The sequence below is a fragment of the Streptomyces sp. NPDC040622 genome (genome assembly GCF_055593965.1).
This window is the reverse complement of the sequence record NZ_JBVIXD010000008.1, coordinates 265079-281840: the sequence shown is the minus strand read 5'-3', so window position 1 is coordinate 281840 and position 16762 is coordinate 265079. Positions and strand designations below refer to the sequence as shown.

4 protein-coding genes are annotated in these 16762 nt (G+C 73.5%); all 4 read right to left on the bottom strand.

Annotated elements, in window-relative coordinates; genetic code table 11:
• Positions 1 to 113: 113 nt before the first annotated feature.
• On the bottom strand, positions 114 to 1175 hold the full coding sequence (locus tag ACZ592_RS24455) for a branched-chain amino acid aminotransferase (protein WP_471583746.1): 1062 nt from the start codon (positions 1173 to 1175) through the stop codon (positions 114 to 116).
• A 98-nt stretch (positions 1176 to 1273) separates the two neighbouring features.
• A complete protein-coding gene (locus tag ACZ592_RS24450) occupies positions 1274 to 1624 on the bottom strand; it encodes a nuclear transport factor 2 family protein (protein ID WP_471583745.1) in 351 nt (116 codons plus the stop codon).
• Positions 1621 to 5502 (bottom strand): non-ribosomal peptide synthetase, encoded by a 3882-nt coding sequence (locus ACZ592_RS24445; RefSeq protein ID WP_471583744.1) that lies wholly within the window; start codon positions 5500 to 5502, stop codon positions 1621 to 1623. Before ACZ592_RS24445 ends, ACZ592_RS24450 begins: the two co-directional genes overlap by 4 nt.
• A complete protein-coding gene (locus ACZ592_RS24440) occupies positions 5499 to 16712 on the bottom strand; it encodes an amino acid adenylation domain-containing protein (RefSeq protein ID WP_471583743.1) in 11214 nt (3737 codons plus the stop codon). Before ACZ592_RS24440 ends, ACZ592_RS24445 begins: the two co-directional genes overlap by 4 nt.
• Between the last annotated feature and the right edge of the window lie 50 nt (positions 16713 to 16762).

Genomic DNA, 16762 nt, shown 5'->3' with positions numbered 1-16762 from the left:
CGTAGGCGGGCGGCACCCGCATGTCGGCGGTACGACCCCCGCGGTGGCCGAGCCCCGCTGGTGCCGTACCGCCGTGACAGGTTCCTCCCGGCCGGACGGCCGAACGCCCGGTGTCAGCGCACGTGGTGCAGCCAGCCGTCGGGGTCGGCGGCCCGGCCGTGCTGCAGGTCGACCAGCGCCTGACGCAGCGACCGCGTCACCGGGCCCATCTCGCCGTCACCCACCGTCCAGTCGCCGCCCTCGCCGTCGCGGACGGTGCCCACCGGCGTGAGCACCGCGGCCGTGCCGCAGGCGAACACCTCGGTGATCTCACCGTTGGCGCACCCGGCGCGCCACTCGTCGACCGAAACGGGGCGTTCGCTCACCCGGTGGCCCAGGCGCGAGGCGAGGCGCAGGAGCGAGTCGCGGGTGACGCCCGGCAGCAGGGTGCCGGTCAGCGGGGTGGTGGTCACCTCGGCGTCGGGACCGCTGCCCCGTACGAAGAACAGGTTCATGCCGCCCATCTCCTCCACCCAGCGCCGCTCGACGGAGTCCAGCCACACCACCTGCTGGCAGCCGGCCTCCTGCGCCTGGCGCTGGGCGACGAACGACGGGGCGTAGTTCGCGGCGCACTTGACGTCGCCCGTGCCGTCGGGCATCGCGCGGCTCTGTGTCCGGCAGATCAGCACGGACACCGGGCGCACCTCGTCCCCGAAGAAGCCGCCGGCGACGAACGCGCAGACCAGGAACTGGTAGTCCTCGGAGGGGCGCAGCATCAGGTTCACGTCGGTGGCGAACATCAGCGGCCGCAGGTAGAGGCTGTGGTCCGGGTGGTCGGAGAGCTCCCCCTGGTCGGCGGCGACGAGCTGGTCGACGCCCGCCATGTACAGGTGCTCGGGCAGCTCGGGCATGGCGAGACGTGCGGCGGAGCGGCGGAAGCGGCGGGCGTTCTCCAGCGGCCGGAACACCGCGACCTCGCCGTCGGCCTGACGGAACGCCTTCATGCCCTCGAAGATGACCTGGCCGTAGTGCAGGCCGATGGTGGCCGGGTGCAGGGACAGGTTCTCCATCGGCTGCAGCGAGCCGTCGTACCACCCGCGCTCGGGGGAGTACCGCATGGAGTAGAGGTGCCGGGTGAAGGCGTCCCCGTGGCCGGGCGAAGCGGGCTGGACGACGGGCTCGAGAAGCGACGTCATGATGATCTCCTTGTGATGGGGCGTGCCGGGGGTTCGTGACGAGGTACGTCGAGAGCGGGGAGGGCGGGGCGGGCGGGGCGGGCGGACGGGCCGCGTGGTCAGACGAGCGGGGCGGAGAAGAACGTCTCGCGGCGCTCGATCAGGTGGTCGGGGGTGAGGGTGAAGAACTCGGCGAAGCGGTGCTTGGCGGGCGTCCCGTCGTTCAGCACTCCCTCGAACGAGCCCTTCACGGCGACCTCGTCGCCGCTGACCACGACGGAGTCGAGCTCGTGGTGCCCTTCGCGGATGACCCGCTCGTGGGCGTAGAAGTGCTCGATGCCCGACCGGCCGAGGAGCGCGGGATAGCCGGGGCGGTGGTAGGTGGCGTCCGGGGTGAACAGCGCGCCGAGTCCGGACACGTCGCCGGCGTCGACGAGTCGGTAGAACTGGTGCATCACAGCGGTGGTCATCGTTGATCTCCTGTGTCGAGGGCGTCGAGCGTGTCGAGGCGGGCGTGTGTGTCGAGGTGGGCGTCGAGCACGGCCGCGATCCGCGCGATCGGTCCGGGCGCGGTCATGTCTCCGTGGCGGCAGTCGACGGGGTGGATTTCCAGGTGGGCGACGTGGGGCAGCCAGGCGTCGGGGGCGGGGGCCTTGGCCGTCTTGCCGGCGGTGGCGTGGAAGAACAGCGCGGGCCCGGCGTAGTGCGGGGGCGCTCCCGAGCAGCTGAGGGTGAGGTGGTGCGCGAACACCGAGGCGAGCGTGGGCGGGGCGCCGACGTGCTCCCGGAACGCCTCGGGGGTCAGCTCCGCGAGTCCGAGCGACTCCCGCAGGGCGTCCTGGACCTGGGGATCGTCGGCGGTGAAGGACGCCCCGGTGCCGACGGACGGATAGCCGTCGAGGAGCGCGAGGAGCGCGACCTCCTCACCGGCGTCCCGGAGGGCGGCCGCCATCACGTGGGCGACGCCCGCGCCGAACGACCAACCGAGCAGGTGGTAGGGCCCGTTGGGCTGAACGGTACGGATCCGGGTGAGGTAGTCCGCGGCCATGGCGGCGATGGATTCGGGGGCGTCGTCGGGCGCGGACAGGCCGTGGGCCTGGAGGCCGTAGACCGGCCGGTCCGGGAGATGGCGCAGCAGTCCCGAGTAGACCCAGCTGATGCCGGCCGCCGGGTGGACGCAGAACAGCGGGGGCCTGGACCCTTGCGTGCGCAGCGGCAGCAGGACGGCGAGCCCGTCGTCCGCGCCGGACGTGCCCAGGCGGGATGCCATGGCGGCGGGCGTGGGGGCCTCGAACAGGGTCTGGATGCCCACGCGGACCCCGAGGCGGGACGCGATGCGTGCCGTCAGCCTGGTGGCCAGCAGTGAATGCCCGCCGAGTTCGAAGAAGCCGTCGTCGACGCCCGACGGGGCGGACAGGCCGAGGACTTCGGCGAACAGCTCGCACAGCGCCCGCTCCGTCTGCGTGGCGGGCGCCCGGCCCGTGGTCGGCGTGTGATCGGGCGCGGGCAGGGCGCGCCGGTCCAGCTTGCCGTTCGCGGTGTACGGCAGGGCGTCCAGGAGGACGACGGCGCCGGGCACCATGTGCTGGGGCAGTCGGGCGGCCAGGTGTTCACGCAGGGCCGCCGGGTCCGGTGCGGTGCCGGGGGCGGGCACGGCGTACGCGACGAGCCGCTTGTCGCCGGGGCGGTCCTCGCGGACGACGACCGCGGCCCGGGTGAGGGACGGGTGCGCGGTGAGCACGGCCTCGATCTCGGCCGGCTCGATGCGGAAGCCGCGCACCTTGACCTGGCCGTCGGCGCGCCCGAGGTAGTCGAGGGTGCGGTCGGGCCGCCACCGCACGACATCGCCCGTGCGGTACATGCGGGTCCCGGACGCCCCGTAGGGGTCGGCGACGAAGCGCTCGGCGGTCGCGCCGGGGGCGCCCAGGTAGCCCAGGGCCAGGCCCGCCCCCGTCAGGTACAGCTCGCCGATGCCTCCCGGGGGCACGAGCCGGAGCCGGTCGTCCAGGACGTAGCCGTGCTTGCCGGGCAGCGGTTTGCCGATCGGCACCCGGGCGTCCGCCGCGTCCGTGACGACGTGGGCCGTGGTGAAGCCCGTGCTCTCCGCGGGCCCGTAGCCGTTGACGAGCCGTACGTCGGGGAACTGCGCCCGGGCGAGCGCGAGGTGATGGGACGACGCGGGTTCGCCGCCGGTCAGCGCGTGGCGGACGGTCGCGAAGACCTTCGGATGCTCGTCGAGCACGTGGTTGAAGAGGCTGGCCGACGCGTCGAAGACGGTGACGCCGTGCTCGACCACCAGGTCGGCGATGACGGCCGGGTCGACCCGTGCGCCGGGCAGCAGCACCGACGTGCCGCCGTGCAGCAGCGGCCCGAACAGCTGGGTGCCGAAGGCGTCCCAGGACACCGGCGCGCTCTGCAGCCACACCTCACCGGGGCCGAACCCGGCGTACGCCTGGCCGGTGAGGGTCGCGCTGACGGCGCCGTGGGAGGCCACGACCCCCTTGGGCACTCCCGTCGACCCGGAGGTGAACATGACCACCGCCGGGTCGCCGGGAAGCACCGCGACCGGCGGTACGTCAGCGGCAGCCGCGACGGCCGGCACTTCGGCGATGTCGACGCACGGGCGTCGCAGGACCGGCGCCGAGGCGGACGAGCCGACCACGGTGGGGATGCCGGCCCGGTCCAGCACCGAGCGCAGCCGCTCCGCCGGGAACGCCGTGTCCAGCAGCGTGTAGCAGGCGCCGGTCTTCAGGACGCCCAGCAGCGCGGCCACCATGTCCGGGCCGCGGTCGAGGTGGATGCCCACGACGTCGCCGGGGCCGGTGTCCAGGTGACGGGCGACGCGCCGGGCGTGGTCCTCGAGGTCCGCGTACGTGGTGCGGCGGCCCTCGTGGACCAGGGCCGTCGCCGTCGGTGTGCGGGCGGCCTGCTCGGCGAACAGGTCGTGCAGGCAGCGTTCCCGCACACCGGGGGCAGCGGCAGGCGAGACGAGCTCCGTGCGCTCCGCCTCGTCCAGCACCGCCAGCTCGCTCAGTCTCGGCGACGGATCCGCCGCGACCTGGACCAGCAGCCGCTCCAGACGGCGAGCCAGCAGCTCCGCCGAAGCGTGCTCGTACCGGCTCGTCGCGTACTCCCAGGTGACCTCCAGGCCGAGCGGCTCACCCGAGGAGGACCGGGATTCGCGGACCCCGACCGTCGTGTCGAACTTGGCCGTCCCGGTGCCCTGTTGGACCGAGTCGACCCGCAGGCCGGGCCACGCGGCGGGCGCGCCGACCTGTGTGGTGAGCACCAGCATCACCTGGAACAGCGGATGGCGTCCGGGCACCCTTGCCGGGTTGGTCACCTCGACGACCTGCTCGAACGGCACGTCCTGGTGGGCGAACGCGTCCAGGTCGGTGGCGCGCACCCGGTCGAGGAGCTCGGTGAAGGCCGGGTCGCCCGAGGTGTCCGCGCGCAGCACCACCGTGTTGACGAAGAAGCCGACCAGATCGTTCAGGGCCTCGTCGGACCGTCCCGCGACGACCGTGCCCAGGGGCAGGTCGGTCCCGCCGGTCATCCGGGTCAGCAGCGCGGCTACGGCGGCGTGCACCACCATGAACAGCGTCGTCTCCGACCGTGTCGCCAGGTCGAGCAGTGCCCGGTGCGCCTCGGGGCCGATCCGCACCGTGACGCTGTTCCCGCTGTGGTCGGGGTGGCCCGGCCGGGGCCGGTCCGCCGGGAACCCGGCCTCTTCCGGGGCCCCGTCCAACGCCTGCCGCCAGTGCGCGAGCTGACGGGACGACAGGCTGCCGGGGTCGGCCGCGTCTCCCAGTACGTCCTGCTGCCAGTAGGCGAAGTCCGCGTACTGCACCGGCAACTCGGGGAAATCGGGAGCCTTCCCCGCCGCGCGGGCGGCATACGCGGTTGCCAAGTCCCGCGTCAGAGGGGCGATGGACCAGCCGTCCCCCGCGATGTGGTGCACGAGCAGCAGCAGGACGTGCTCGTCGGTGCCCGGCGACACGAACAGGGTGGTGCGCAGCGGCAGGTCCGTCACGAGGTCGAATACGTGCCGGGCCGCCTGATCGAGCGCGGACGCCGGATCGTCGGTGTCGACCACGTCGAGGCGGACCGGGCCGGGCGGCATGATCCGCTGCCGGGGCGCCCCGTCGACCTCGGGGTAGACCGTGCGCAGCACCTCGTGCCGGGCCGTCACGTCGGCCAGCGCCGCCCGCAGTGCCGCCACGTCCAGTGCGCCGCGCAGCCGCAGCACGACCGGAATGTTGTACGCGGGGCCCGGCTCGGCCCGCCCGAGGAACCACAGCCGCTGCTGGTTGTGCGACAGCGGGGCCGTCTCGATGGACGTGCTCACTTGACCTCCTCCTGCCTGGGGCGACGGCGCAGCGCGGGGCGCACAGGCGCGGCCCGGTCGAGCCGGCCGGCCAGCGCGGCCACGGTCCGCGTCTCGAACACCGTCTTGAGGGACACCTCGGCCCCGAGGGCCGACCGCACCCGGCTGATCAGCCGTCCGACCAGCAGCGAATGCCCGCCCAGGACGAAGAAGTCCTCGTCCACGCCCACGGACCCCACGTCGAGCAGCTCCGCGAACAGCTCGCAGAGCACCGTCTCCTCTCTGCTCTTCGGCGCCCGTCCCGCGGGCCGTTCGCCCAGCTCCGGGGCGGGGAGCGCGGCGCGGTCGAGCTTGCCGTTGGGGTTCAGCGGCAGCCGGTCGAGCAGGACGTAGGCGGCAGGGCGCAGATGCTCGGGCAGGCGCCGCTGGGCGTGCTCGCGCAGCGAGGCCTCGTCCAGGCCGCTGTCCGGCTCGGGCACCACGTACGCGACGAGGCGCTTGTCGCCCGGCCTGTCCTCCCGGACGACCACGGCACCGCGACGGACCGCGGGATGCGCGGTGACCGCGGCCTGCACCTCGGCCGGCTCGATCCGGAAACCGCGGATCTTCACCTGGTCGTCGGTGCGGCCCACGAACTCCAGCAGGCCGTCGGCGCGTCGGCGCACCAGGTCGCCGGTGCGGTACATGCGCGTGCCCGGAGCACCGTAGGGGCACGCCACGAACCGTTCCGCCGTCAAGGCCGGTTCGCCGAGGTAGCCGTGCGCCGAGCCGACGCCTGCGACGTACAGTTCGCCGGGCACGTTCGGCGGCACCGGCCGCAGGCGCGCGTCCAGGACATAGGACTGCTTGCCCGCGAGAGACGTGCCGATGGGTACGGTCCTGGCCGACATGTCGTCGGCGCGCACGGCGTGGCAACTGGTGTAGATCATGTGCTCGACCGGCCCATAGGCGTGGACGAGCCGGACGTGCGGATGATCGCGCAGCAGCCGCGCCATGTGCTCCGGCGACACCGCCTCGCCGCCCGACATCACCTGCCGCAGCCGGTCGAAGACGTCCGGGTACTCGTCGAGCAGGAAGTTGAACAGGCTCGTCGACAGGAACACGGTGCTCACCCCGTGCCGCCGCACCAGACGGGCGATCTGCTCCGGCTCGGGTGTCGGCCCCGGCTGCAGCACACAGGTGGCGCCGTGCAGGAGCGGGCCGAACAGTTCCATCGCGAACGCGTCCCACGGCATCGGCGCGCACTGCAGCCACACCTGGGCCGCGCCGAAGTCGACGTAGTTCTGGCCCAGCAGCGTGCCGGTGATCGCCCGGTGCGGGGCGACCACGCCCTTGGGCCGGCCCGTCGAACCGGAGGTGAACATCACGCATGCCGGATCGTCCGCGGTGACCGCCACCTGCGGCGGTCCTTCCGGCAGCGGTCCGGGGTCGGTCCCGATGTCGAGGACGGTCCTGTGCGTGTCGAGGCGGGCGGCGCCTGCCTCGTCGGTGACGACCAGGGCCGCGTCGGCCGCATCGACGATCGCCGCGACACGCTCCGCGGGGAACCGCGGGTCGAGGAGCGAGTAGCCCGCCCCCGCCTTGAGCACCGCGAGGACACTCACGACCAGGTCGATCCCCCGGTCCAGCAGGACGGCGGCGAACCGGCCGGGGCCCACACCGTGAGCGGCGAGGCGGTGGGCGAGACGGTTCGCGCGACGCTCCAACTCGGCGTAGCTGACGTTCTGTTCCCCAAAGATCAGCGCGGTCGCCCCGGGCGTGATCGCGGCCTGTCCGGATACCGCCTCGTGGACGCAGCGGTCGGACACGCCCGGCCGCCCCTCGGCCCACTCCCCGACCAGCGCGTCGTGTTCGCCCGGCGTCAGGACGTCCAGCCCGCCGACCCGCACCTCCGGATCGGCTACGGCGTGCTCGAGCACGCCCGCCAGGCGGTCCACGAGCCGTTGGGCGGTCGTCCGGTCGAACAGGTCGGTGGCGAACTCCATGCGGCCGCCGATGCCCGCGGGCCGGGCCGCCTCGTCATGGTGCTCGTCGAGGGAGACCACCAGGTCGAACTTGGCGCTGCCGGTGGTGACGGGGGCGACAGCGGCGCGCAGGCCCGGCAGCCGAAGGTCGGCGGCCGAGTTGTTCTGTACGACCAACGCTGTCTGGAACAGCGGGTGTTGACTGGCGGTGCGTGCCGGGTTGAGGTGCTCCACGATCCGCTCGAAGGGCACGTCCTGGTGGTCGAACGCCGCGAGGTCGCTCTCGCGCACCCGGGCGAGGAGTTCGCGGAAGGTGGGATCGCCGCCGGTGTCCGTACGCAGCACGAGCGTGTTGACGAAGAATCCGACGAGGCCGTCGAGGGCGGCGTCGGTCCGCCCCGCCACGGGCGTGCCGAGCGGCACGTCGGTACCGGCGCCGAGCCGGGTGAACAGCGCCGCGAGCGCGGCCTGCACCACCATGAACAGTGTCACCCCGTGCGCCCGCGCCAGATCGAGCAGCGCTTGGTGTGTCCGTGCGTCCAGCGTCACGTCGACGGTGTCGCCGTGTCCGGTGGGCGTGGCGGGACGCGGCCGGTCGGTGGGCAGGGGCACCTCGTCCGGAAGTCCCTCCAAGGCCTTGGCCCAGTGGGCGAGTTGCCGTGACAGCAGGGAATCGGCGTCGGCGCTGTCGCCGAGCAGGCGTCGCTGCCACAGGCTGTAGTCGACGTACTGCACCGGCAGCGGCGACCAGCGTGGGGCGTCGCCGTCCGACCGTGCCGTGTACGCCGTCGCCAGGTCCTCCAGCAGGGGGCGCATGGACCAGCCGTCGGCCGCGATGTGGTGCAGGGTCAGCACCAGGACGTGGGAGCGCGGACCGGTCCGCAGGACCGCCGCCCGTACGGGGAGCTCGGCGGACAGGTCGAAGGCGTAGCGGGCGGCCTCGGCGACCGCCTCGTCCACCTCGGGCCCAAAGACCTCCCGGTACGGCACGTCGAGCCGTACCGTGTCCGCCGGCCGGACCACGGCGACGGGCATCCCGTCGACCGTGTCGAACGTCGTGCGCAGCGCCTCGTGCCGAGCCACGACGTCCGCGAGGGCCGTTCGCAGCGCCTCCACTTCGAGGTCGCCTTCGAGCTTCAGGGTGTGGCTCACGTTGTAAGCGGGGTTGGCGCCGTGCAGCTGGTCGAGGAACCACAAGCGGTGCTGCGCGGCGGAGAGCGGCAGCTCGCCCGGGCGCTCCGCCGCCGTCAGTGCCGGTCGGGCCGCGGCGGCGGTGTCGACGACGGAAGCCAGTGCGGCCGGTGTCGGGCAGGCGAAGAGGTCCCGCAGCCCGACCTCGGCGTCCAGTGCCGAGCGGACCCGGTTGACGAGCTTGGCGCCGAGCAGGGAATGGCCGCCCAGGGCGAAGAAGTCCTCGTCGACCCCCACCTCGCCGACGCCCAGAACCTCGGCGAACAGACCGCACAGGAGCTGTTCGCGCACCGTACGGGCGGCGCGGCCCTCGCTGTCGGCTGCCGTGGCAGGCTCCGGCAGCGCGGCGCTGTCCAGCTTCCCGTTGGGGGTGAGGGGGATCTCGTCGATGCGTATGTAGACGGCGGGCCGCAGATGTTCCGGCTGCCGGCCCGCGACGAACGCGCGCAGCTCCGCCAGGTCGAGGTCACCGTCGGGCACGACGTACGCCACCAGCCGGTCGTCCCTGACCACGACGGCGCAGCGCCGCACCGCCGGATGGGCCGTCACATACGCCTGGACGGCGGACGGTTCGATCCGGAAGCCGCGTACCTTGACCTGGTCGTCCGTACGCCCCAGGTACGCGATGGCGCCGTCGGCACGCCAGCGGCCCAGGTCGCCGGTGCGGTACATGCGGCCGCCGTCCGGCGCGGCGACGAAGCGCTGCGCGGTGAGGGCGGGTTGGCCGACGTAGCCGTGGGCCAGGCCCGGTCCGCTCATGTAGATCTCGCCCGGGACGCCCGTCGGCACCGGACGCAGATCGGGTCCGAGCACCCAGGCCCGCTTGCCCGCGATCGGCCTGCCGACCGGGACGGGGGAGTCGTCGGTGGTGATGTCGTGGGTCAGGGTGAAGATCGTGTTCTCCACCGGGGAGTAGCCGTTGACGAGGCGCAGCCCCGGGTGACGCTCCAGGAGCGTGCGCACGTGCGGCACGGACGCCGCCTCGCCGCCGGTCATGAGGTGGCTGACGCCGGCCAGGGCGGCCGGGTGCTCGTCGGTGAGGTGATTGAGGAGGCTGGCCGAGAAGTGTGCGGTGGTGACCCCGTGCTCGGTCAGCAGCCGGGCGATGACGCCGGGATCGGTGGTGTGGCCCGGCTGCAGGACGCAGGTGGCGCCGTGCAGCAGCGGCCCGAAGAGTTCGAGGGCGAAGGCGTCCCAGGACACCGGGGAGCACTGCAGCCACACCGCGTCCGCGCCGAAGTCCGTGTAGTCCTGGCCGAGCAGGGTGGCGGTGAGCGCCCCGTGCGAGGTGATCACGCCCTTGGGCGTGCCGGTCGAACCGGACGTGAACATCACGCACGCGACGTCGTCGGCGGTGACCACGATGTCGGGGGCGTGCCGGGGAGCGGCCTCGATCGCGTCGGCGTCGGCGTCCACCAGGACCGGGGACGTGGCCGGCACGAGACCGGCGAGGTCGCGCGTGGTCACCACCACCGGGGCGGACGTCCGCTCCAGCGCCTCGGCGAGACGCGCCGAGGGGAACCGAGGGTCGAGCATCGTGTAGCCGGCCCCTGCGGACAGGGCGCCCAGGACGGCGACGACCAGTTCCTCGTCGCGTTCGAGCAGGACACCCACCACGTCACCGGGACGTACCCCGCGCTCGACCAGATGGTGGCCCAACTGGTGTGCACGTGCGGCGAGTCGGGCGTACGTGATCCGCTCCCCGCCGCATATCAGGGCGGTCGCCTCCGGAGTGCGCTCGCCATGCCCGGCGACGATCGCGTGGAGCGGGCGAGGCTCGGGCGCGCGCGGCGAGCCGGTCCACTGCTCGGACACGGCGAACCGTTCCCGCGGGCCCATCACATCGTGTGCGCCCAGCGGCAGTTCGGGATCGCGGGCCACGGCCGACAGCAGACGCGTGAACCGCTCGACCATCAGCTCGGCGGTCCCGCGGTCGAACAGATCGGTGGCGAACTCCAGGTAGCCGGTCAGGCCGCCCCGGCTCTCGTGCAGCGACAGGGTCAGGTCGAACTTGGCCGCCAGGTTCGGCACGTCGACGGGGGTGCAGACCGTGCCGTCGAGGCCGGCCGCCGGTGCCGCGTTGTTCTGCAGGACGACCATGACCTGGAACAGCGGGTGCCGGTCGGTGGTCCGGACCGGGTTGAGGTCCTGGACGAGCTGGTCGAAGGGCAGGTCCTGGTGGTCGTACGCGGCGAGGTCGGTCTCGCGCACCCGGCCCAGCAGATCGGTGAAGGTGGGATCGCCGCCGGTGTCCGTGCGCAGCACCAGCGTGTTGACGAAGAAGCCGACCAGGCCCCCGAGCGCCTCGTCCGTACGCCCCGCCACCGGGGTGCCGACGGGGATGTCGGTGCCGGCGCCGAGACGGGTCAGCAGGGCCGCGAACGCCGCCTGGACCACCATGAACGACGTCACGCCGTTCGTCCGGGCGAGCGCCGACAGCGCGGTGTGCGTATCGGCGTCGACCCGCACCGGAAGGGACTCGCCGCGGTGGGTCGGGCGCGCCGGGCGCGGCCGGTCCGTCGGCAGGTCGAGCTGCTCCGGAAGCCCGGCCAACCGGGCGCGCCAGTGGGCGAGGTGGTGATGGGCCGGGGAATCCGCGCTGCGCGCGTCCCCCAGATGATCCCGCTGCCAGAGGGTGTAGTCCGCGTACTGCACCGGCAGCGGGTGCCAGTCCGGCACGGCACCGGCCCGGCGGGCGGCGTACGCGGTCGCCAGGTCGTCGAAGAGCGGACGCAGCGACCAGCCGTCCCCGGCGATGTGGTGCAGGGTCACGAGCAGGGTGTGCTCCCGCTCGCCCGCGCTCAACAGCAGGACCCGCACAGGCGGTTCGACGGCCAGGTCGAACACGTGCCGGGCCGCCTCGGTGACGGCCTCGGTCACCCCCGACACCGGGACGGCCAGCGCCTCGAAGAGGCTGTCCGGCCCCTGCGCCGCTCCCGCCAGCTCCCGCGCGGTCAGGACCCGCTGGTGGGGCACCCCGTCCGAGACCGGATAGACGGTGCGCAGCGCCTCGTGGCGCAGGACGGTGTCGGTGACGGCGGCCCGCAGGGCGGCGCGGTCCACCGGGCCGGATACCTCGACCGCGTACTGGACGTTGTACGTGCTCGACCCGCCCTCGACCTGATCGAGCAGCCAGAGCCGGGCCTGGGCGGCGGACAGCGGCACGCGCTCGGGGCGCTCGGCCGCGACCAGCGCGGGCCGGGCCCGCCCTGCCGAACCGAGGGCCGCGTCGAGCGCGGCGGGAGTGCGGTGGGTGAACAGCGCCCGGATGCCGACCTCGCACCCGAGCGTCGTCCGGACGCGGTTGACGAGCTTCGCGGCGAGCAGGGAGTGACCGCCCACGTCGAAGAAGTCGACCTCGGGTCCGACCTCGGGCAGCTCAAGCACCTCCGCGAACAGCCCGCACAGGATCTCCCCGCGTGCGGTGCGCGCGCCGTCGGATCCCGTGGTGGCGCGCTCCGGCGCCGGAAGCGCGCCGCGGTCGAGCTTGCCGGTGGCCGACAGCGGCAGTCGGTCCAGGACCACGTAGGCGTTCGGGCGCAGATGCTCGGGAAGCCGCTCGGCGACCCGGCGGCGCAGGGACGGCACGTCCGCCGGGCCGTCCGTGACGACGTACGCGACGAGTGCCTTCTCCCCGGGCCGGTCCTCCCGGACGACCACGGCGCTCTGCCGGACGTCGGGGTGCCCCTCGACGACCGCACGCACCTCGCCGGGCTCGATGCGGAAACCGCGGATCTTCACCTGGTCGTCGGAACGGCCCAGGTACTCCACGGTGCCGTCGGCGCGCCAGCGACCCAGGTCGCCGGTGCGGTACATGCGCAGGCCGGGCTCGAACGGGCAGGCCACGAACCGCTCGGCGGTCATCCGGGGCTCGTGCAGATAGCCGTGGGCGAGACCGGAGCCGGACATGTGGATCTCGCCGGGAACGCCGACCGGGACCGGCTGGAGGTGCTCGTCGAGGATGTACACGCCCTTGGCCACGACGGGCCGCCCCACGGGGATCGCGCCGGCGGTGTCCGCGGGAACGATCGGGTGGGTGAGCGTGAAGATGCAGTTCTCGACCGGGGAGTAGCCGTTGACCAGACGCAGGCCGGGATGCCGGTCGAGCAGGCGCGACACGTGCGCGACCGAGGCCGGTTCGCCGCCCGTCAGGACCGTCGTGATGCCGTGGAAGATCTCCGGGTGTTCGTCGACGAGGTGGTTGAGCAGTCCGGCGGAGAAGTGCACGGTCGTGACGGAGTGCTTGGCGACGAGCTCGGCCACCACCGCCGGGTCGGTGTCGAGGCCGGGGTGCAGGACGCAGGTGGCGCCGTGCAGCAGCGGCCCGAAGAGTTCGAGGGCGAAGGCGTCCCAGGACACCGGCGAGCACTGCAGCCAGGTGTGGTCCGGGCCGAAATCGGCGTACGTCTGCCCCAGCAGCGTCGACGTCAGCGCGCCGTGCGGGGTCACGACGCCCTTGGGCCTACCGGTGGATCCGGAGGTGAACATCACGCACGCCACGTCCGCCGCGGAGCCCGGCACGTCCGGCGCGGTCCTGGGCCGCAGTCCGACCGACGCGTCGTCGACGCGCAGCATCCCGGGGAAGCCCAGCGCCGGTGTGGAGACGACGTGCGCGATGCCGCCCGCTTCGACCAGGCCGGCGAGCCGCGCCTGCGGGAAGCGGGGGTCCAGCATCGTGTACGCCGCGCCCGCCTTGAGGACGGCGAGGACCGCCACGACCAGGTCGCAGTCGCGGTCGAGGAGCACGCCGACGAGATCACCTGGCCGGACACCTTCGTCGATGAAGTGGTGAGCCAACTGGTTGGCGGACGCCTCCAGTTGGGCGTACGTCAGGTGCGTGTCCGAGGCGATCAGCGCGCTCGCGCCGGGGGTGCGCGCGGCCTGTTCGGCGACGACCTCGTGCAGTCGGCGGCTGATGCCGTCGCAGTGGCCGCCCCACCGGTCGAGCAGCAGTTCACGCTCCGCCGGCGTCAGCAGGTCCGCACGGCCGACGGGCGTGTGGGGTTCCGCCGCGAACACGGTCAGGGCGCGGGCCAGCAGCCGCGCGACGCGCTCGACGGTCTCCCGGTCGAACAGATCGGTCGCGTACTTGAGGGCGCCGGTGATCCCGTCGTCCGACTCGGCCAGGTCGAGGGTGAGGTCGAACTTCGCCACATCCAGGTCGACGACCTCGTGCTCCGCGTGCAGACCGGTGAACTCCGCGGTGAGCGCAGGGGTGTTCTGCAGGACCAGCATGATCTGGAAGAGCGGGTGGCGGGAGAGCGAGCGCTCGGGGTTGAGGTCCTGGACGAGCTGGTCGAAGGGCAGGTCCTGGTGGTCGTACGCGGCGAGGTCGGTCTCGCGCACCCGGCCCAGCAGATCGGTGAAGGTGGGATCGCCGCCGGTGTCCGTGCGCAGCACCAGGGTGTTGACGAAGAAGCCGACGAGATCGTCCAGTGCGGCCTCGCCCCGGCCCGCGACCGGGGAGCCGAGGCAGATGTCGGTGCCCGCGCCGAGCCGGGTGAGCACGGCGGCCACCGCGGCGTGCAGGACTATGAACAGGGTGCTTCCGGTGTCCCGGGCCAGGCGCAGCAGGCGCTCGTGCGTCTGCGCGTCCACGGCGAACGGCACCGTGTCCCCGTGCGGGCCGCGCACCGCGGGCCGGGGGCGGTCGGTGGGCAGGGTCGACTCCGCGGGGAGCCCCGCGAGGGCGGCCTTCCAGTACGCGGCCTGCCCGGCCAGCGCGCTCGCCGGGTCCTCGGGCGACCCGAGCACCTCGCGCGCCCACCGGGAGTAGTCCGCGTACTGCACCGCGGGCGCGGCCCCCGCGGGCTCGGCGCCGCGCTCCCTGGCGTTGTACGCCGCCGCGAGATCGCGCAGCAGCGGCGCCGTCGACCAGCCGTCGCCGGCGATGTGGTGCAGCACGAGCAGCAGCAGGTGATCGTCGTCCGCCAGACGCAACAAGTGGGCCCGCAACGGGATGTCGTGCGCGAGGTCGAACGCCTCGGAGGCCAGCTCGCGCACCCGGGAGCCGAGCGCGCCCTCGGTGCTGCCGGCGGCCGTCCAGGGCACGTCGGCACGGTCGAGCACCTGCTGCACCGGTACGTCGCCGACGACGGGGAACACGGTGCGCAGGGCCTCGTGCCGGTCCACGACGTCGGCCAGCGCGGCCCGCAGCGCCCGGACGTCCAGCGCGCCACGCAGCCGGAGGGTCAGCGGGATCGTGTACGTGGCACCGCCCTCGACCTGGTCGAGGAACCACAGCCGCGCCTGGGCGAAGGACAGAGGGCTCGGGTTGGGGCGCTCGCCCCCGCGCACCAGGGCGGGGCCGGCCGAGGCCGCCTCACCGACACGCAGCGCCAGCTCGCGCGGAGTGCGGGCGGCGAACACATCGGTGACGCGGAGCCGCACACCGAGCAGCGCGCGGACCCGGCCGATGAGGGTCGCGACGAGCAGCGAATGGCCGCCCAGCGCGAGGAAGTCGTCGTCCACGCCCACCGACCGGACGCCGAGGAGCTCCGCGTACAGGGCGCACAGCGCCTTCTCGGCCGCGGTCCCGGCGGCGCCGCCCGCGCCCGTGACCACCTGAGGCTCGGGCAGGGCGGCCCGGTCGAGCTTGCCGTTGGCGGTCAGCGGCAGCGCGTCCAGCTGTACGTACATCGACGGTACGAGGTGCTCGGGCAGCAGGTCGGCGGCGTGCGCGCGGAGCTCGGCCACCTCCATGGGGCGGTCCGCGACGACGTGGGCCACCAGGCGCCGGTCGCCCTCGGCGGCCTGCCACACGGTGACGGCGGCCTGACGTACGAGCGGATGGGTGGTCAGGGCGGCCTGGACCTCGGCGGGTTCCACGCGGAAGCCGCGGATCTTGATCTGGTCGTCGGCCCGGCCGAGGAACTCCACGACCCCGTCGCGGAGCCTGCCCAGGTCGCCGGTGCGGTACATGCGGCCCCCGTCGGGCGCGGCCACGAACCGCTGGGCGGTCAGGCCCGGTTGCCCGAGGTAGCCGTGGGCCAGGCCCGCGCCCGCCATGTAGATCTCGCCGGTGTCGCCGTCCGCGACCGGGCGCAGGTCCGGGTCCAGGAGCAGCACGGTCTTGGTGGCGAGGGGGCGACCGACGGGGATGGTGGTGTCGGTGGGCCGGATGCGGTGGGTCAGGGTGAAGACGGTGTTCTCGACGGGGGAGTAGCCGTTGGTCAGGTGCAGGCCGGGGTGGCGGTCCAGCAGTGCGTGCACGTGCCGGGGCGAGGCGGCCTCGCCGCCCGTCATCACCTGCGTGACGTCGTCGAAGGCGTGCGGGTAGGTGTCGACCAGGTGGTTGAGGAGGCCGGCCGACACGTGGACGGTGGTGACGCCGTGCTCGCGGATCAGCTCGGTGATGGCGGACGGGTCCGTGGTGTCACCGGGCTGCAGGACGCAGGTCGCGCCGTGCAGCAACGGCCCGAAGAGCTCCAGGGCGAAGGCGTCCCAGGAGACGGGGGAGCACTGCAGCCACACGCGGTCCGCGCCGAAGTCCGTGTACGTCTGGCCGCACAGCGTCGTGGTCAGCGCCCGGTGCGGGGTGACGACGCCCTTGGGCCTGCCGGTGGAGCCGGAGGTGAACATGACGCACGCGGAGTCCTCGGGCGACACGGCGACACGCGGCGACGTGGCCGGACGGGACGCCACGGCCGGGTCGGCGGGGTCCACCGTCGACCACCGCGGGTCGTCGAACGCGCCACCCGGCACCGTGACGACGGTCCGCACCCCGGCGTCCTCGCACACCGACACCAGGCGCCTGGCCGGGAACCGCGGATCCAGCATCGTGTACGCGGCGCCCGCCTTGAGCACGGCGAAGACGGCGACGACGAGAGGAACATCCCGGGGCAGGCACACGCCGACCACGTCACCCGGGCGCACTCCGCCCGCGACCAGGTGGTGAGCGAGCCGGTTGGCGCGCTCGTCAAGGTCCCGGTAGCCGATCCGGGCGCTCCCGCAGACGAGGGCGGTCGCGTCGGGGGTGCCCGCGGCCCGGCACTCGAACTGTTCGTGCACGACGTCGGCGGCCGCGCCGACCTCGTGCGGGACGCGCGTCCCGCCGGCTTCCTGTGGCCTGATCACCGCACCTCACTCCTACCCGTCTCGGTTATCGGTCGTGTCCGTGGCGCGGG